We start from the raw sequence: 18314 nt of genomic DNA, 5'->3' as shown, positions 1-18314 counted from the left end.
TCCCTTGTAGGAGCTGGCTTGCCAGCGATGACGGCGGCACAGTCACCATCGCAATCGCCAGCAAGCCGGCGCCTACAGAACCGTGTTCACAACGATCCCTTGTAGGAGCTGGCTTGCCAGCGATGACGGCGGCACAGTCACCATCGCAATCGCCAGCAAGCCGGCTCCTACAGAGTCGTGTTCACAAGATCCCTTGTAGGAGCTGGCTTGCCAGCGATGACGGCGGCACATCCACCATCGCATCGCCAGCAAGCCGGTGCCTACAGAGCCGCGTGCACAACCAGCCCTTGTAGGAGCTGGCTTGCCAGCGATGACGGCGGCACATCCACCATCGCATCGCCAGCAAGCCGGTGCCTACAGAACCGCGTGCACAACCATCCCTTGTAGGAGCTGGCTTGCCAGCGATGACGGCGGCACATCCACCATCGCATCGCCAGCAAGCCGGCGCCTACAGAACCGTGTTCACAACCAGCCCTTGTAGGAGCTGGCTTGCCAGCGATGACGGCGGCACAGTCACCATCGCAATCGCCAGCAAGCCGGCGCCTACAGAACCGTGTTCACAACGATCCCTTGTAGGAGCTGGCTTGCCAGCGATGACGGCGGCACATCCACCATCGCATCGCCAGCAAGCCGGCTCCTACAGGACCTTGTTCACAACCATCCCTTGTAGGAGCTGGCAAGCCGGCTCTTACAGCCATTTCGCGTCCCATAACGGGTAATCATGTACTCGCCTGACAAGGCCTGCTCGTATGGGGTTGGCAATGACGTAACGTGCCACCGCCAGCAAATCTTCTTCACGTCGAATTGCCCGGTCGTGAAAGCCTTTTTGCCATAGGCGGCCACTGCGTCCCAGGTGGGCATTGATGGCTCGTGCACTGCGAGATTTAGTAGCCAGCATCAACGCCGGCAGCGTGCTGTTCTTCAGTTCCACCAACCAATGGAAATGGTCGGGCATGACCACCCACGCCAGTGAGTCGGCCCATTCTTCTGCCTGGGTTTGGCGAAATTGATCCACCACCAGACGCCCCGTACGCCAATTGGCAAATACTGGATCACGGTGATAGGTGACGGCGGTGAGCAGGTAGATTTGCCCGGATTGGGAATAGCGCCCGGCGCGCAGGCGATTGGCGTGGGGAAGATCAGGCATTCCATTGCCCTCCTGTGTTTGAGACAAAAACAACAGGCTAGTAGGCAGGAGAAAGATCGTCTTCAAGCTCTGGTTCTGGATGTTTCTGGGCGGCTGCTATCGCCAGCAAGCCGGCTCCTACAATGGATCGTTGTGAATACAGTCCCCGTAGGAGCCGGCTTGCTGGCGATTGGCGTCACCGCAATGTCGGCGAGTTTTCCAGCAATGTGCGCGTATAGGCCGCTTGCGGTTGGTCCAGTACCGCATCCACCCGCCCTTGCTCCACCACACGACCCAATTTCAACACCAACACCCGGTCGGCAATGGCGCGAACCACACCCAAGTCATGGGTGACGAACAGCAGCGTCAGTCCTTCTTCTTGCAGTTGCCGCAACAGCGCCAGGATCGACGCCTGCACCGAGACGTCCAATGCCGAGGTGATTTCATCGCAGATCAGTAGCCTTGGTTCGCAAATCAGCGCCCGGGCAATCGCCACGCGCTGGCGCTCGCCACCGGACAGGCTGTGGGGATACTGCGACGCCATCGATCCCGGCAGAGAAACCCGCTTGAGCACGGCATCCACGCGCACCCGGGCCGCGTCACCCTTGATGCCGAAAAAGTGCTCCAGCGGCGCACTCAGGGTCTGGAAAACCGTTTGACGAGGATTCAGCGCCCGATACGGATTCTGAAAGATGTACTGGATCTGATGACGCTGTCCGCCGTCACGCTTGCGCGCCGACAGGCTCAACGACTCGCCCGCATACCGCAACTCGCCCTCGGCGTTTTCGCCCAGCCCGGCAACGGCACGCGCCAGGCTGGTCTTGCCCGAGCCGGACTCACCGACCAACGCCAGGCACTCACCCGCCGCCACGCGCAGAGAAACGTCAAACAACACCTGACGGTCGTAGGCCACGTTCAGGTCCTTGATTTCCAGCAGCGGCGTGCGCGCCTGTGCTTCGGCGACGGGCAACACCGGGCTTTGAGCAATCGGCGTCAAGGGCTGAAGATGCGGGGACAGGCAGGCCACCCGCTGCTGTGACGACAGGTCCTGCAATAGTGGCTCACCCGTCGAGCACCCGGCCAGGCGACGTGCGCACCTGGGTGCGAAGGCACAACCTGGCGGCCGTTGCCCCGGTGCCGGTGCATGCCCGGCAATCGCCAGCAATTCACGGCGCTGCGCCACATCCGGTATCGCCGCCAACAACCCTCGGGTATAGGGATGAGCCGGGCGGTTGAACAATGCTTCGCGGCTGGCGACTTCGACCAGACGCCCGGCGTACATCACCATCACCCGGTCTACCAGGTCCTTGATCACCGCCAGGTCGTGGGACACATACACCGCCGCGACGCCCAGGCTTTTGCACAACCGGCGCAACGTCGCCAGGATGTGCGCCTGGGTCGTGACATCCAGCGCGGTGGTAGGCTCATCGAGGACGATCAGCGCCGGGCGCAAGACGAACGCCAGCGCCAGCATTACCCGCTGCTGCTGGCCACCGGACAGTTGATGGGGAAAACGCTGCAAAAACTCTGCATCTTCCGGCAAACCCACATCGCGCAAGGTCTCGACGATGCGCTGCCGTTGCGCGGCGCGATCGAGGCCGGTCTGATGCGCCTCCAGCGTTTCACGCAGCAAGCTGCCAATGCGCAGCGCCGGATTGAGCGCGGTCGCCGGGTCCTGGGCGACATAGCCGATCAGGCTGCCCCGGGCCCGGCGCAAGGCTTCGCCCTGCAGTGTCAGTAACGACTGACCGGACACTTCGACCTGCCCACCGACAATCCGCGCGCCGCGCCGGGCATGCGCCAACAACGCGGTGGCGAGCGTGGTCTTGCCCGAACCGGATTCGCCGACCAATCCCAGAATTTCTCCGGCCTGCAGACTGAAGGTCACCCCCGACAGCACATCGATCTGCCCCGGCAACTCAACCCGCAAATCACGAACCTGCAACACCTGTGCATTCAGCACAGGGGGGCGGGACTCAATCCCGGCAATGGCGTTCATGGCTGCTTTTCTCCGATCCTTGAACTGCTGCGGCCGATGCCTTCAGCCAGAATATTGGTGCCATAGGCAAAAATGCCGATCAGGATGGCCGGGGCCAATACCGCCCACGGCTGTACCAGCAACCCCGCCTGATTTTCATTGATCATCAGCCCCCAATCGGCGGTCGGCGGGGCCACGCCGTAACCGAGAAAACTCAGGCCCGAGAGCATGCCCACGCCCCAGGTCAGCATGTTGCCGAAGTGCACCAGCAGCGGCGTGAGGATGTTCGGCAGGATTTCCTTGAACAGAATCCGCCGCTTCGAATAGCCCATCATCTGCGCAGCCTCGACGAACTCCTGCCCCGCCACTGCAACCGCGCTGCCACGGGCCAGGCGAATCACACCCGGCGTGAAAGCGATGGACACGGTCAGCACGATCAGCCAAGGCGCGCGCCCCAGCATCGAGACGATCAACAGCACCAGAATCAGGTCGGGAAAAGCCAGCGACACGTCCGCCAACCAGGTGATCAATTGGTCCAGGCGCCGCCGGGAAAATCCCGCCAACAGGCCCAGCGTGCTACCGGTCAACAGTGCGATCGACGCCGCAGCCACCGACATCCACAGCACCGACAGACCGCCACTGAGCAAGCGCGATAACACGTCATGCCCGAGGAAGTCATAGCCCAACCATGCCGCCTCCACAGGTGCGCCGTACACCGAGCCGACCATTTCCGTCGGGCTGTGTGGAGCTAAAAAAGGGCCAAACAACGCCAGCACCACCACCGACAGAGTGATCAGGGCGCCCTTGCGGGTTTGCGGTTCCGCCAGCCACAGTTGCCAGCGCAAACGTCGGGAGTCAGTCATGCATCACCTCTCAAGGCGCCTTGGATGGGGAGCGACGCCACCAGGGCTGGATGCCCCGACGATTGCGCCGGATCATGGTTACCCGCCGTGCAGTACGCAGTTTCGGGGTCAGCAGCACCGTCAGCAGATCCGCGAACAGGTTGATCAGCACCACGCCCAGGGTGATCACCAGCACAATGGCCTGGACCATCGGCAAGTCGCGCATCTGAATCGCCGAGTTCAACGAGGTGCCGATACCCGGATAGCTGAAAATCACCTCGGCCAGCAGCGCGCCGCCGATCAGGGTCCGCAACGTCAGGGCCACACCCTGGATCGCTGGAACCAGTGCATTGGGCAAGGTGTGACGCCACACAATCCGCCATTCGGCGATGCCCCGAAGCCGGGCGGCGATCACGTAATCGGACTCCAGCGCTTCAATCATCGAAGCCCGTACCATGCGCGTCAGGTACGGCAATGCCGACAGACTCAGGGCCAGCACCGGCAACACCAGAAACTGCAATTGACGCAGCAGGGACTTGTCCGGATCGAGAATCGACACCGCCGGCAGCACGTCCATGTGCGGCATGGAAAACAGCAACACCAGGCCGATGGCCAAGAGGAAACCCGGCGTGGCCTTGAGGAAAATCAACAGCGACAGGCTCCAGCGATCCAGGCGACTGTCACGCCGCAAGGCCAGTGACACGCCGAGCAGTAACGCCGCTGGCACCACCACGGCAATCACGCCAGCCAACAGCGCCAACGTGTAGCCGAAGCGGCCGAACAGGATGCTGCCGACCGGCGCATTGGAGTCGAGCGACACGCCTAACTCGCCGCTCAGGGCGTGGCCGAGCCAGCGCAGGTATTGCTCGAGAATCGGCCGATCCAGGCCCAACTGCCTTTGCAGCGTGAGGATGCTTTCCAGCGGTGCGTCCGGGCCCAGGATCACCCGCGCCGGGTCCGAGGGCAGTGCCTGCGTGGCAATGAACACTACCAGGCTGATGACCCATGCGGTCAGCAGGCCATAGCCCAATCGTCCGATGAACCAGGACAACCAGGCTGGCGTGCGCGGGGTTTTGCAGGATGGCTCAGGCATGGTTCACCCACATCTCATCGAAACGCCATGAAGCAAACGTCGTCTGTTCAGGCGCCAACCCTCCGACCCGAACAGAGGCAGCATCCAGCACGTCATTGAAGCCCCAGATCAGTAAGCCGCCGCGCTCGTGCTGAATGCTTTGAGCCTCATGCACCAGCAGCTTGCGCCGCTCCAGATCGGGCTGCGCCAGAGCCTGTTGGTACAGCGAAGTGAAGCGCTCATCGTGGAAATTGCTGCGGTTGTAAATAGCTTGCGGCGCGTCGTTATGCAGCGCCGACGCCAGGAAACCCCGAGCCGGCGTCGAGCCCGGCGATATCAACCAGTTTTCCCGTTGCGGGCCGTTGAACACCGAGCCATCGACCTGGGTGACCTTTATCTCGACCCCGGCTTTTTTTGCTTGCTGGGCGAACACCAACGCCGCATTGACGCCGGGGCCCGGCGTGGTGGTCAGCTCCACCCGCAGATCGTCTTGCCCAGCCTGGCGCAGCAGGGAACGCGCCTGTTCCAGGTCGTACGGTCGCTGGGCAATGCTGTGGTTGTAAGTCGGGTCGTGGGGGGAATACAGGTCATTGGCGATCCGCCCGAAACCATTGAGCCCACGGTCGACCAGTTCGCGACGGTCGGCCAGCAGCCGAAAAGCCTGGCGCACACGCTGATCCTGAAACGGCGCCTTGGCCAGATTCAGGTTGAAACCGGTAAACGATGTGCTAGGCGAGGCGTATAACTTGAGACGTGAATCGGCCTTGAGCAGCGCGCTGTGTTCGGCCTGCACGCCGCTGGCGACATCGATTTGTCCGGCTCGCAAGGCCGCGGCGCGGGACACCTGATCCTTGAACTCGATGATTTCCAGCTCATCGGCATAGGGTTGACCGGGTTTGTAGTAGTTTTCGAAACGCTGGTAGAGCGAGCGCTGACCCGGAATGAAACTCTTGAGTTTATAAGGCCCGGCCCCCACCGGATTGCTGATCGGGTCGTAATCGGTGGGGACGATGCCACCAAAACTGATCAAGGTTTCATCCAGCGGATAGAAGCTTTGGCCCTCCTTGAAGCGAATTTCAATGGTGCGCTCGTCCAGTTTGCGCAAGGCATTGCGGTCGATCGCGCCCACCAACCCGGCAAATGGCGAGGCCAGTTTCGGGTCGGTCAGGCGCAGGATCGAGAACAGCATGTCGTCGGCACCAATGCTCTTGCCGTGGTGAAACTCCAACCCCGGTTTGATGCGAATGGTCCAGGCGCTGGCATCTGCGTTGGGCTCGGCAAATTCGGCCAGGGCCAGACGCGTGCTGACATCGGTGTTCCATTCCCAGAACTTGCTGTACAACGCCCAGCCGCGAATGATCCCGCCGCCCACCGGTTTGTGCGCATCGAGGTTGCCGGATTGGTCGCCATCAATGATGCCCACCCGCAAGCGCCCGCCGCGCACCGGAGTGCTGGACAACGCTGCTGCGCCACTGACGGCCGCGCCACTGTCGCAACCACTGAGCAGGCTGCTGCCGAGTATCAGGCCACCGCCGACCGCCAGGCCGTTACCGAGAAACCTGCGACGGGAAAATCCTTCTCTCATGACTGACTCCTCAGGCCTGCTCGACTACGTTGGCGCGTTGCAGAACTGGCGTCTCAGCCCGCAGGCGCGGCACCTCGAAACCGTGATCCAGGTCGAGCAACGGGAACAACAGGTCGGCCACGCGGTGCGCCTCATCGATCAACGGGAAGCCTGAGAGAATGAACGCCGACGTGCCTTGCGCTTCGTATTCACGAATGCGCTCGGCGACCTGCTCGGCGCTGCCTACCAGATAAGTGCCAGCGGCCGGACCGAGGATGTTGAAGCCGAACAGGCTCGGGCCGAGCCAGACGTTGGGGTAGATCTCCAGATCCCGTGCCTTGGGCAGCCGACCCGCACGAATGGCTTCGACGTTGCGCTGGATTTGCGGGTCGTCGCTGTGGAAGCTTTCCAGGGTTTGGCCGGGGGGCAGTTGCCGTTCGATGGCCGTGCGTGCAGTTTGCAGTGAGGTACGCTGCAAGAGTTTTTCGGCGTGAGCCCAGGCTTCCTCTTCGGTCTCACGGACGATGATTTGCAGGCGCGTGCCGAAGGTCAGCTCACGGCCGATCTTGGCCGCCTCCGCCGCCACTTTGCGAAACTTCTCGCCGAGCTTGGGTGGGGTATTAGCGAAGCTCAGGTAGACGTCGAGCAACTGCACCGAATGGGCAACGCCGGGGCCCGAGGTGCCAGCGCCCCACAAAGGAATGCCGGGTTTCTGTTTCGGCGGATGCCACCCGCCCAAGGGATGACTGGCAGCCGCTGGCGAGCGAGGGGCGAGTTTGACGTATTGACCGTCATAGCCTGAGGTGTCGCCGGCGTAGAAGTTTTGGAAGGCGCGCCAGTATTCGAGGCTGAAGTCATAGCGCTCATCGTGCGGGTAATGCACGCCGAGGGTAGCCAGGCCGGCGTCGTTGCCGTTGACGACGTTGAACAACAGACGGCCGTTGGAAAATTGATCGAAGGTCAGCGCCCACTTGGCCAACACCGCTGGCGACAACTCGCCGGGGTGCTGCGCCACCAGAAAACGCAGGCGCTGGGTGGCATCGATCAACGCAGCAGAAACAGCCAGGCTTTCGTTGGGACTGGAACCCAGCAGCGACCCGTAATACCCCAGGCGATCACTGGCCACAGCCAGTTGCTTCAAATGTTCGAAATCGGTTTTCCAACGCCCTTCCGGTTCCCACGGATAAGGTCCGTCGGGGGTGGTGAGGTACCAGAGAATTTTTACAGCCATGGGCGTGTTCCTTGTTTATGTGTCGACCGTTCGGCCGCCATCGCCAGCAAGCCGGCTCCTACAGTTCAATCGCGTAAACCCGATGCATCGCTACAAACCCGATCCCTGCAGGAGCCGGCAAGCCAGCCGCCCACAGTTCAATCGCGTAAACCCGATGCATCGTAAAAACCCAATCCTTGTAGGAGCCGGCTTGCTGGCGATGGGGCCATCCAATTCCGGGTTCAAGTGCGGCGGTCGATCGCTGGCACCAGGCCCAGTTCGGTAGCGTGTTCGTACAGGCCGCTCATTTTCCATTGCTGGGTCAGAACGCCCGGACCATAGGGACGGGAACCGCCCACGGCATCGGCGAGCAATTGCAGTTGCGCGCCCTCTTCCAGCAACAGGATGAATTCGGCGGTGGCGCGCAAGCCTTGCTTGCCCCACACGGTGGAGCCGCCGTTGGCTTCAAGAATCGCCAGGTTGAAGGGGTTCTCGGCAATCTTGTCGAGGATGAAATCGACTTCCGGCTGACGACGGTCGATGTACACCGGCAGCTCCCGGGCCAGCTGGTAGCGCTGCACCGGCACGTAGTGAAATGGCAGGGTGCGATGGGTCTGCGCCCACGCGCCGAGGTACGGCGAATGCACATGGGACACCGTGGTGATGTCAGCATGCTGCTGGAACAGTTTGGTGTAGCGACCAAAACCGCCCTTGCCTTTGCCGTAGATCACCTTGCCTTCAAAATCGGTGACCGTCGCTTGCAGCGGTTTGCGGTAATTCCATGGACCGCCGTAGTTGACCGACACCAGCAGCTCCTGGCCCGGTACACGTTCGATGAAACCGACGGTGCCATTGGCAGTGATGGTGTTGGTTTCACGGAATACGGTGAAGGCTTCCTCAGCCTCGATCAGCACCTTGTCGATAAAGTTCTTCAGTTCTTCGCTGATCAATTGTTCGTTGATAAGTACGGTCATGGCAGATCTCCAGATTCAGGCGCGGCGCTTGGCCAACAGTTCATGGGCGGCTTGCAATGGACGCGGATCAACCCAGTCGGCGATGGAAAAATCGCGTTCCAGGAAGCCGTGCAGATACAGAAAGTCTTTCTGGGTATCGAGAAACTCCAGTCGCTGCGAGGACAGATCCGGTGCCAGCGTGGTGTGGAAATCGCCACGATAGGCCTCGGCGACTCCGGCGCTGCCGGCGCGGGTTTCCTCCTCGAGAATCGCGTTCAGTGCCTCGCGGTTATTGGCAGCCCAGTCAGCGGCGTTGAGGGTTTGCGCGAGAAAACGCACCACCAGGTCGAAATGGTTGTCGAGCAGGCTTTGGTGGACGGTGATCGGGCGCGGCGTGCCGTTGTTGATGCGATAGCGCGGCTCGGCGATCAGATCCAGGTCGATACCCACCACCAGCCCGAGACGCCGCGCGGCGTCGGCGGCGGAAGCGCCTTTGACGTAGACCGCATCCACCTCACCGCGAACCAGGTAATCGAGGCCCGACCACAGACGCTGCAACCCTTCCTGCGGATTGGCCGCACGCTCCTGGTCCTGCAGGGCGACTTCCACCAGATCGACATCATCGAACCCCAGCCCGGCCAGGCTCAGCGCGCCTTTGTAGCCGTGCAGGCTCATGGCCCGAGCGATGCTCCCAGGACGGGTTTCACCCCAGGCGGGAAGCGCCAGTCGCTTGCCTTTGAGATCCTGCGGCCGGCTGATGCCGGAGTCCGGGCGAACCAGGATGGTCTGCCACTCTTCGATCCAGGTCAGGCCGATCAAGCGACTTGGCGCACCGGCCGCCCGTGCCGCCAATGCCGGTACGTTTCCGCCTTCGCGAAACAGCCCCGGCAGCTCGTGATCGTAGTGGTGATGACCCAGTTGACGGGCCTCCTGCAAGGTCGAAACCGGCAGGCCATCGGCGGCGAATTCGTCGCTGAGCCAACCGAGTTTGTAGGCGATTCCGGAGGCCGTCGGCACTGGGCAACGGGTGAACCAGATCTGGTCCAGATCGGTATGGGTATCGGGTCGGGGTTGTTTGGCAGCAAGCGTCATGGGCAGCTCCATCGGGTTAGAAGTCAGTCGCGGTGACTGTTGCCAGAGCTATTGCAGTGCCCGTGCCAAAAGCTGAAAACCCCGATTTCAAAGGCCTTCAGGCCTTCGCACGCCAATGCCGACCTCCCAACTGCTGGCCTGCCAGCAGCGTTGCGCGGCGACTGCTGCTGGTCGAGCAATCGGCGCAATCGCGCTGCTTCTCCAGAAGCACACGACACCCCTTCGCCACTCCAGCCCCTCCGCCTGGCTCGCTTTCAAGCCCTTGGCGCAGAACTTGCTCAAGGCCCTATCAACATCCGAAAAACCTGTAGGAGCTGGCTTGCCAGCGATTGGCCTTCGAACCTTGCGCCGTATGCAAGGACGCCATCGCCAGCAAGCCGGCTCCTACAAGGGGAATTTGAAAACACCGACAACCCTGTAGGAGCTGGCTTGCCAGCGATTGGCCTTCGAACCTTGCGCCGCACTCAAGGACGCCATCGCCAGCAAGCCGGCTCCTACAAGGGGAATTTTGAAACACCGACAACCCTGTAGGAGCTGGCTTGCCAGCGATTGGCCTTCGAACCTTGCACCGCACTCAAGGACGCCATCGCCAGCAAGCCGGCTCCTACAAGGGGAATTTTGAAACACCGACAAACCTGTAGGAGCTGGCTTGCCAGCGATTGGCCTTCGAACCTTGCGCCGTATGCAAGGACGCCATCGCCAGCAAGCCGGCTCCTACAAGGGGAATTTGAAACACCGCAAAACCTGTAGGAGCTGGCTTGCCAGCGATTGGCCTTCAAACCTTGCGCCGCATTCAAGGACGCCATCGCCGGCAAGCCGGCTCCTACAAGGGGAATTTTGAAACACAGACAAACCTGTAGGAGCTGGCTTGCCAGCGATTGGCCTTTGAACCTTGCGCCGTATGCAAGGACGCCATCGCCAGCAAGCCGGCTCCTACAAGGGGAATTTGAAAACACCGACAACCCTGTAGGAGCTGGCTTGCCAGCGATTGGCCTTCGAACCTTGCGCCGCATTCAAGGACGCCATCGCCAGCAAGCCGGCTCCTACAAGGGGAATTTTGAAACACCGACAACCCTGTAGGAGCTGGCTTGCCAGCGATTGGCCTTCGAACCTTGCGCCGTATGCAAGGACGCCATCGCCAGCAAGCTGGCTCCTACAGGGGGAATTTGAAACACCGCAAAACCTGTAGGAGCTGGCTTGCCAGCGATTGGCCTTTGAACCTTGCGCCGTATGCAAGGACGCCATCGCCAGCAAGCCGGCTCCTACAAGGGGAATTTGAAACACCGAAAAACCTGTAGGAGCTGGCTTGCCAGCGATTGGCCTTCGAACCTTGTGCCGCATTCAAGGACGCCATCGCCAGCAAGCCGGCTCCTACAAGGGGAATTTGAAACACCGCAAAACCTGTAGGAGCTGGCTTGCCAGCGATTGGCCTTTGAACCTTGCGCCGTATGCAAGGACGCCATCGCCAGCAAGCGGGCTCCTACAAGGGGAATTTGAAAACACCGACAACCCTGTAGGAGCTGGCTTGCCAGCGATTGGCCTTCGAACCTTGCGCCGCACTCAAGGACGCCATCGCCAGCAAGCCGGCTCCTACAAGGGTTTCACATGGGCAGCAGATCAATTATCAGAGGTACACCAATGAGCAATGTTGAACATCATCCAGCCGGCCAACTGACCCAGGAGCAGGCCCCTATTCGCCTGCTGCAAAGCGAGGTACAAGCCATCGCCGTGGCCAGAGAAATCGCCCTGGAGATTGCCGAAATCGCCGCCGATGCCAGTCAGAACGGCCAACTGCCCAAGCGTCAGGCACAACTGTTGTCCGAGAGCGGCCTGACCGCCATTGGCGTTCCCAAGGTTTTTGGCGGACTCGGTGCTTCGGTGGAAACCATCGTCGAAACCGTGCGCCTCATTTCAGTCGCCGACGGCGGAGTCGGCCAGTTGCTGCAAATCCACAACGTCATGCTGCGGGGGATTTTCACCGGGTATTCCGATGAGATCCGCGACCGGCTGATCCGCGATGTATTGGCCGGCAAACGTTTTGGCAATGCCTTGGCCGAAGTGGGCGGAAAGAACAAGTTCGCGCTCAAGACCCGAGTCGAACGTCGTGCCGACGGCAAGCTGATCCTCAATGGGAGCAAGTTCTACTCCACCGGTTCCTATCTGGCCGAATGGATCTCCCTGACGGCCGCCAGCGACGATGGCGGTGCCGGAGTGCTGCTCAACCGCAATACTCCGGGCCTGACACTGGTTGATGACTGGGAAGCCTTCGGCCAGAAGAACTCGGTCAGCGGCACGGTGATCTTCGACAACATCGAACTCGACGAAGGCTTCGTCTCGCTGCGCAAAGGCCCGATGAAACGCACAGGCCTGACCTTCCCGCAGATTCTCCATGCGGCCATCGACACCGGCATTGCCGAGGGTGCGCTGTCGGCGGCGGTGGAATATCTCAATCACAACGCCCGCCCATGGGTGGAAAGCGGCGTCGATCAGGCCAATCAAGAACCGCACATCATCAAGCAGATCGGCGAATACGCCGTGGCCTTGCGGGGCGCGCAATCCTTGCTCAGGGACGCGGCACGGGTGTTTGACCAGCACGAACTGGACCCGGACAACAAGGAATTGCAGGACGAACTGATTCTCTCGGTGGCCACTGCCCGCGCCCATTCTGATTCGGCCTCGCTGAAGATCTCCAGCGACATTTTCTCCCTGCTCGGCGCCAGCTCATCACTGACCAAATGGAACCTCGATCGCTTCTGGCGCAACGCCCGGGTCCACACCACCCACGACCCGATCCGCTGGCGCCTGCATCACGTCGGCAACTACTACCTCAATGGTGTCGATCCGGGCGAGTACACCGCAATCCTCAATGCCAAGGAAAAACAGGGCGCCACCAGCCCCGGGCGATGATTTGACCACACCATCGCCAGCAAGCCGGCGCCTACAAGGGAAATTTGAAAACACCGCAAAACCTGTAGGAGCTGGCTTGCCAGCGATGAGGCCTTCGAAGTTTGCGCCGCAATCAAAGACGCCATCGCCAGCAAGCCGGCTCCTACAGGTGCGTGCGGTGCGGCACTTATCACAGAGCAATTACATGATCGAAAAACACCCTCTATTGCGCAGCCTGGCGATTTACCGGGAGATGCCCTGGCGCTTCGCACTGGTAGCGGCGCTGTTCATTGCAGCGAACCTCGGATTGGTCTGGCAGCAATGGCTGATCGGGCACGCGGTGAACGATGTCAGCGCCGGTCGCGCGGTGATCCGGCATGCCGATGGCAGCCTGGATTCCAGCCTCGGCTGGTACTGGCTGTGGCTGATGCTCGCCGTCGCTGTGGGCCGTGGCGTTTTGCAATACGCCGCCAGCGTGTTGTCGCTGGTCCTCAGCCAGGAACTGCTGACGCGTCTGCGCGAACGCATCCTGCAACAGGTACAAACGCTGCACCTGGGTTATCACTGGCAACACGGTATGGGCGAGATGATTACGCGCACCACCCGCGATGCCGACAAGGTTCGCGATGCGCTCATCAGCTTCTGGCGGCAGGTCGTGGAAACGCCACTGGTGGTGCTGGCAGCTGTCGGCCTGCTGGGTTGGTACAACCCGCTACTGGGTCTGGTTCCGTTGCTGCTGACCGTGTTCGGCCTATGGATTTTCGTGCGCCAGACCGAACGACTGGTCAGTCTCGATCGAGCCGTTGGCGAAGCCTATGACCGGGTCAATCAAGACCTCAGCGAGGGCATCAGCGGCGTGCGCGTGATCAAGTCGTTTGGCCTGGAACACAGCCGCAGTCAGCGCTTCGCCGCACAAGTGGCGGTGTTCGCCGACCACGCCCGTCAAGCCCTTGCCTATTCCAGCTCGCGTATCCCCCTGCCCCAGGCAGTCGTTGCATTGGGCCACGTGTGGATTCTGATTTACGGCGCTCATCTGGTGGCAACCGGCCAACTAGGAATCGGTGAATTGGTCACCTCCCTGTTGATCGCCACCACCCTGGTGTTTCGCATCGAAGGTATCGGCCGCGTCATGCAGACATTCGCCGATGCCCGTTCCAGCGCCGAGCGCATCTGGCAACTGTTGGACGAACCGGCCGCGATTCGAAGTGGTGACAACAGCCTGCCCGATTCGCCGCTGGGGTTGAAACTGGAGCACGTCAGCGTCAGCGCTCCGGGTGGTGGGCTTGAGATTCTGCGTCACTGCTCGCTGACGTTGCAGCCCGGAGAGATCGTCGCTCTGGTGGGTGCGACCGGCACCGGTAAAAGCCTTTTGGCCAGCCTGTTGCCGCGTTTGAGCGATATCAGTTCCGGTCGTTTACTGATCGGTTCGGACAGTGCGGGCTGGCAGGACATTCGTCAGTTGAACCTGGACGAATTGAGACGCCGGGTGCATGTGGTGCCGCAAGAAAGCTTTTTATTTTCCGACACGCTCGCGGCCAACCTGCGCCTGACAGCGCCACACGCCAGCGACCAACAGTTGCGTCACGGCTTGAGCCTGGCGGCTGCTGAAGACGTACTTGAACGTCTGCCCCAAGGTTTGGCCACGCCGCTCGGTGATCGTGGCGTGACGCTTTCTGGAGGTCAGCGCCAGCGCTTGAGCCTGGCCCGAGCGCTGCTCGGCGAGCCGGATATCCTGTGCCTGGACGATGCCACCAGTGCGCTGGATGCGATCAGCGAACGCCAGGTACTGAACAACATTCGCCAGCTGCGCCGTGATCAAGGACGGGCCACCACCTTGTTGGTGATCTCCAGCAAGCTCTCGACCATCCTCTTGGCGGACCGCGTGCTGATGCTCCAGGACGGCCGGATCGCCGCCAGCGGCACCCATGCTGAACTCTTGAAGACCCATCCGGATTACCGCGACCTGCTAGGGATCGATCATGGCTAACCCAATCGCCGGCAAAGCCTTGAGCGATATCGAAATTGAAGAAATGCTGGCCAAAAAAGCCCTCGACCGCAGCATGTTCAGTCGGCTGCTACCGCTGCTGAAACCGATTCGCCGACACATTGTCGGCGTCATCGGCATCGAGCTGCTGCTGGTATTCACGGTGTTCCTGCGCCCCTGGTTCGTCCGTGAATTGCTCGACCGAGGGCTGATTCAACACAACGATCACTGGTTGCTCGATGAGCGACTCGTACTCTGGCTTGGCCTGGGATTGGCGGCCAGTTGGCTCGGGCGCTTTCTGCTCGCGGGGGTTTCGCAGTTCGTGGCCGGTAGTGCGGCGATCCGGGTGTTGAATGACCTGCGGGTTCGGGTGTTTGCGCATGTCCAGAGCCTGAGCGTCAGCTATTTCGACCGAACCAAGGCCGGACGGATCATTTCCCGTGTCGACCGGGATGTCGATGCCCTAGAACCGTTGCTGATCCAGGGACCACCCGAGTTGCTGGGCGCTTTGCTGCGTTGCGCACTGGCGTCAGTGATGCTGTGGCGAATCGATCCACGGTTCTTTCTGAGCCTCGCCGCCACGGTGCCTTTGCTGGTGCTGGCGACCTGGAGTTTCAAACGCATCTCCCAGCGCAACTGGGCCAAGGTCGCGGAGAACCGCAGCCGCTTCACCGCGCATCTGGTGGAGAGTGTGAGCGGAGCGCGCATGTTGCAGCAGTGTGCCCAGCAAGCCCCGAACCTGCGGCGCTATCGCGGTCTGCTGGATGACTTCAATCAGGCGCTGATCCGCGGCAGCCTGCGGTCCGGCTGGTTCGCACCCTTTACCGCCCTTCTCAGTTCGGCTGGCATGGCAGTGCTGTTGCTGGTGGGCGCTTACGGTCTGGCGCAGGCGGATGTGACCGTGGGCCAGATCGCGGAGAGTCTGTTTTATGTATTCCTGTTCCTCGGGCCATTGCAGGAGCTGTCGGACCTGTTCGAGCGCTATGCCACGGGTTCGGCTTCGGCACAGCGAATCTTCCTGTTGCTCGACACGCGTGCGGAAATCAACGACAACGCTACACCGCAGCGCGTGGGCAAAGCTCGAGGTGAAGTGAGTTTTGAACGAGTGCGGTTCAGTTACGATGCCAGCAGTGCGTCGCCGGTGATCAACGATCTTGACCTGCACATTCCTGCCGGTGAGGTGCTGGCGATTGTCGGCCCCTCGGGTCATGGCAAGAGCACGCTGGTGCAGTTGCTCACGCGCTTCTATGAAGTGCAGTCGGGCGCGGTCAGGCTGGATGGCATTGATGTTCGCAATCTGACTCAACATGAACTGCGACGTAACGTCGGAGTGGTCCTGCAAGACAATGTGTTGTTCAGCGGCAGCATCCTCGACAACCTGCGTCTGGCATCGCCCCATGCCGATGACGCGAGTCTGATTGCCGCAGCCCGGGAACTGGGCGCGGACGAAGTGCTGGAGCGTTTGCCACACCAATACCAGACCGAAGTCGGGCCACTGGGTGGGCACTTGAGTCATGGGCAACGGCAATTGGTCTGCCTGGTGCGCGCCTACCTTGCAGACCCGGCGGTGCTCGTTCTGGACGAAGCGACCTCTGCCGTCGACATCCATACCGAGCGTCGGATCCAGCGAGCGTTTCGCCGACTCTGCGAAGGTCGCACCGCCATCATCATCGCCCATCGCCTGGCCACCATCCGCGATGCCGACCGGATCGCGGTGATTCGTCAGGGCCGCCTGGTTGAACAAGGTCCTCACAGCCAATTGATCGATCAGGGCGGTGCTTATGCGGCGCTGTACCAGACGTACCTTCGCAGTGCCGAAGCCGGTTCGTCCATTGATGAGATCGTCGCGACAGCGTCAGCGTGATTAAGGTCGCCATCGCCAGCAAGCCGGCTCCTACAAAATCGGGTTCACAGCGCGGACTTGTAGGAGCTGGCTTGCCGGCGATGGCGCCCTCAAGATCGCATAAATTCCAGCGGCCTCATCGCCAGCAAGCCGGCTCCTACGGGATCGGGTTCACAACGCGGACTTGTAGGAGCTGGCTTGCCGGCGATGGCGCCCTCAAGATCGCACAAAAGCCAGTGGCCTCATCGCCAGCAAGCCGGCTCCTACGGGATTGGGTTCACAACGCGGACTTGTAGGAGCTGGCTTGCCGGCGATGGCGCCCTCAAGATCGCACAAAAGCCAGTGGCCTCATCGCCAGCAAGCCGGCGCTTACAGATGCACGGGCGATAAACATTGCTTGTTGCACCCTGAACACCCATTGCTGACGGGCTGCTGCTACAGCAGCACCGTCGCCTGCCTTCCCTCCGGGATTCCCCGCCAAACGTCCGGCCCTACTGGCCAGAACCCCGCTTTTCGACCATGGCATGTCCGTTGCAATCACCCCCACAAGACGTCCTCGCACCTGCGCGAGGCAACGGGTAATTGAATCAGGAGCATCCCATGAGCACTGAATTTTTCTGGCGCCTGCCGCTGGGCACCGATGGTCCGCAACTGACCACCGACAAACACAACCGCGGCAACCCGCACTATCGCCCCGGCAACATCGCACCCGGGCGCCTGCCAAACGGTGAACCGGATGACTTCACCTACATCGATTACATCGCCCAAGTCGCCAAGGCCGCCGAACTGGCCGGTTTCGAAGGCGCCTTGTTGCCTACCGGCCCCGAGCCATGGATCGCCGCAGCCGCACTCGCCCGGGAAACCCGACGCATCAAATTCCTGATCGCGTTCCAGGCCACCTGGACCTTGCCGGCCTATGCCGCACAACAAGCGGCTATCTTGCAAAACCTCAGCCGCGGTCGCCTGGAGTGGAACATCATCACCGGCGGCAACCCAGCCAGTCAGCGGGCCAATGGCGACTTCCTGGAACATGACCTGCGCTACAAACGTACCGGCGAATTCCTCGACATCATCCAGGGGCTTTGGCAAAACGAGCGTTTCTCCTATGACGGCGATATCTACCAGCTGGAGAACGGCGCCCTGCCCCACGGTCTGCAAAATGAGCGCAAACCCGGGGTGTATTTTTCCGGTTTCTCCGACGCAGCCCTCGACGTGGCCGCCAAACATGCCGACGTCTACCTGAACTGGGCCGAGCCCATCGACAAGCTCAAGCCGCACATCGAACGCGTGCGTGAACTGGCAGATAAACAGGGTCGCAGCGTGCGCTTCGGCCTGCGGGTTGACCTGTTCGCCCGGGAAACCGAAGACCTGGCGTGGAAAGATTTGCGTCGCCAGTTCGACAGGCTCGAAGGCAAAAGCAGCGCGGTGGCCAAGGGTTTCACCAGTGGCTCCGATTCGGTTGGCGGCGCACGCCAGACCGCCTACCACCAGAACATCGACCGCTTCGACGACCTGATTATCGGACCGAACCTGTGGGCCGGTTTCGCCAAGGCCAAACCGGGTCCGACCGTGGGTCTGGTGGGCAGTCACGAGAACATCGCCGAACGCCTGGTGGAGTACCGCGACGCCGGCTTCTCGACCTTTATCCTCGCCGGCAACCCCCACCTGGAAGAAGCCCTGCGTATCGGCCAGGAAGTCCTGCCGCTGGTGCACCAACGCCCTGCAGTCCAAACGGCATCTCAATTGAAAGCCAGCGCCTGAGCG

Annotated in this window: 12 protein-coding genes; 4 read left to right on the top strand and 8 right to left on the bottom strand. The window is 61.3% G+C overall.

Annotated features, from left to right (window positions below; all coding sequences use genetic code 11):
* Positions 1-688: 688 nt before the first annotated feature.
* From CKW19_RS09700 to CKW19_RS09665, 8 genes are all read right to left on the bottom strand, one after another.
* A complete protein-coding gene (locus CKW19_RS09700) occupies positions 689-1147 on the bottom strand; it encodes a transposase (RefSeq protein WP_095057706.1) in 459 nt (152 codons plus the stop codon).
* Positions 1148-1322: 175 nt separating this feature from the next.
* Positions 1323-3125 carry an ABC transporter ATP-binding protein gene (locus CKW19_RS09695; protein WP_095057705.1) on the bottom strand — a complete coding sequence of 601 codons (1803 nt, stop codon included), beginning with the start codon at positions 3123-3125 and terminating at the stop codon, positions 1323-1325.
* On the bottom strand, positions 3122-3967 hold the full coding sequence (locus tag CKW19_RS09690) for an ABC transporter permease (RefSeq protein ID WP_095057704.1): 846 nt from the start codon (positions 3965-3967) through the stop codon (positions 3122-3124). Before CKW19_RS09690 ends, CKW19_RS09695 begins: the two co-directional genes overlap by 4 nt.
* A gap of 10 nt (positions 3968-3977) precedes the next feature.
* Positions 3978-5039, bottom strand: a complete 1062-nt coding sequence (locus tag CKW19_RS09685) for an ABC transporter permease (protein WP_095057703.1) — start codon at positions 5037-5039, stop codon at positions 3978-3980.
* On the bottom strand, positions 5032-6603 hold the full coding sequence (locus CKW19_RS09680; protein ID WP_095057702.1) for an ABC transporter substrate-binding protein: 1572 nt from the start codon (positions 6601-6603) through the stop codon (positions 5032-5034). The genes CKW19_RS09685 and CKW19_RS09680 overlap by 8 nt, the downstream gene beginning before the upstream one ends.
* A 10-nt stretch (positions 6604-6613) precedes the next feature.
* On the bottom strand, positions 6614-7813 hold the full coding sequence (locus CKW19_RS09675) for an LLM class flavin-dependent oxidoreductase (protein ID WP_095057701.1): 1200 nt from the start codon (positions 7811-7813) through the stop codon (positions 6614-6616).
* Between the two features lie 221 nt (positions 7814-8034).
* Positions 8035-8766 (bottom strand): class II aldolase/adducin family protein, encoded by a 732-nt coding sequence (locus CKW19_RS09670; protein ID WP_095057700.1) that lies wholly within the window; start codon positions 8764-8766, stop codon positions 8035-8037.
* Between the two features lie 15 nt (positions 8767-8781).
* On the bottom strand, positions 8782-9837 hold the full coding sequence (locus CKW19_RS09665; protein ID WP_095057699.1) for an ABC transporter substrate-binding protein: 1056 nt from the start codon (positions 9835-9837) through the stop codon (positions 8782-8784).
* Between the two features lie 1638 nt (positions 9838-11475).
* On the opposite strand from CKW19_RS09665, the gene CKW19_RS09660 reads away from it, so the two are divergent.
* The 4 genes from CKW19_RS09660 to CKW19_RS09645 all read left to right on the top strand — a co-directional run bounded on the left by CKW19_RS09660 (position 11476) and on the right by CKW19_RS09645 (position 18311).
* Positions 11476-12744 (top strand): acyl-CoA dehydrogenase family protein, encoded by a 1269-nt coding sequence (locus CKW19_RS09660; protein WP_095057698.1) that lies wholly within the window; start codon positions 11476-11478, stop codon positions 12742-12744.
* A 184-nt stretch (positions 12745-12928) separates the two neighbouring features.
* Entirely contained in the window at positions 12929-14710 is a 1782-nt protein-coding gene (locus CKW19_RS09655; protein ID WP_095057697.1) for an ABC transporter ATP-binding protein, read from the top strand.
* Complete coding sequence (locus tag CKW19_RS09650; RefSeq protein ID WP_095057696.1) at positions 14703-16571, top strand: ABC transporter ATP-binding protein; 1869 nt, start codon at positions 14703-14705, stop codon at positions 16569-16571. The genes CKW19_RS09655 and CKW19_RS09650 overlap by 8 nt, the downstream gene beginning before the upstream one ends.
* A 579-nt stretch (positions 16572-17150) precedes the next feature.
* Positions 17151-18311: an LLM class flavin-dependent oxidoreductase gene (locus CKW19_RS09645; RefSeq protein ID WP_095057695.1), complete on the top strand. Its 1161-nt coding sequence runs from the start codon at positions 17151-17153 to the stop codon at positions 18309-18311.
* The last annotated feature ends 3 nt before the right edge of the window (positions 18312-18314 follow it).

This window comes from Pseudomonas sp. Irchel s3f7 (genome assembly GCF_900187615.1).
Taxonomy (GTDB): domain Bacteria; phylum Pseudomonadota; class Gammaproteobacteria; order Pseudomonadales; family Pseudomonadaceae; genus Aquipseudomonas.
The sequence above is the reverse complement of the archived record's forward strand: the minus strand, read 5'-3'. Positions and strand labels throughout refer to the sequence as shown.

Excerpts from the sequence above, each read along its gene's own strand:
- CKW19_RS09700 (WP_095057706.1), bottom strand. The coding sequence starts at position 1,147 with ATGCCTGATCTTCCCCACGCCAATCGCCTGCGCGCCGGGCGCTATTCC.
- CKW19_RS09695 (WP_095057705.1), bottom strand. The coding sequence starts at position 3,125 with ATGAACGCCATTGCCGGGATTGAGTCCCGCCCCCCTGTGCTGAATGCA.
- CKW19_RS09690 (WP_095057704.1), bottom strand. The coding sequence starts at position 3,967 with ATGACTGACTCCCGACGTTTGCGCTGGCAACTGTGGCTGGCGGAACCG.
- CKW19_RS09685 (WP_095057703.1), bottom strand. The coding sequence starts at position 5,039 with ATGCCTGAGCCATCCTGCAAAACCCCGCGCACGCCAGCCTGGTTGTCC.
- CKW19_RS09680 (WP_095057702.1), bottom strand. The coding sequence starts at position 6,603 with ATGAGAGAAGGATTTTCCCGTCGCAGGTTTCTCGGTAACGGCCTGGCG.
- CKW19_RS09675 (WP_095057701.1), bottom strand. The coding sequence starts at position 7,813 with ATGGCTGTAAAAATTCTCTGGTACCTCACCACCCCCGACGGACCTTAT.
- CKW19_RS09670 (WP_095057700.1), bottom strand. The coding sequence starts at position 8,766 with ATGACCGTACTTATCAACGAACAATTGATCAGCGAAGAACTGAAGAAC.
- CKW19_RS09665 (WP_095057699.1), bottom strand. The coding sequence starts at position 9,837 with ATGACGCTTGCTGCCAAACAACCCCGACCCGATACCCATACCGATCTG.
- CKW19_RS09660 (WP_095057698.1), top strand. The coding sequence starts at position 11,476 with ATGAGCAATGTTGAACATCATCCAGCCGGCCAACTGACCCAGGAGCAG.
- CKW19_RS09655 (WP_095057697.1), top strand. The coding sequence starts at position 12,929 with ATGATCGAAAAACACCCTCTATTGCGCAGCCTGGCGATTTACCGGGAG.
- CKW19_RS09650 (WP_095057696.1), top strand. The coding sequence starts at position 14,703 with ATGGCTAACCCAATCGCCGGCAAAGCCTTGAGCGATATCGAAATTGAA.
- CKW19_RS09645 (WP_095057695.1), top strand. The coding sequence starts at position 17,151 with ATGAGCACTGAATTTTTCTGGCGCCTGCCGCTGGGCACCGATGGTCCG.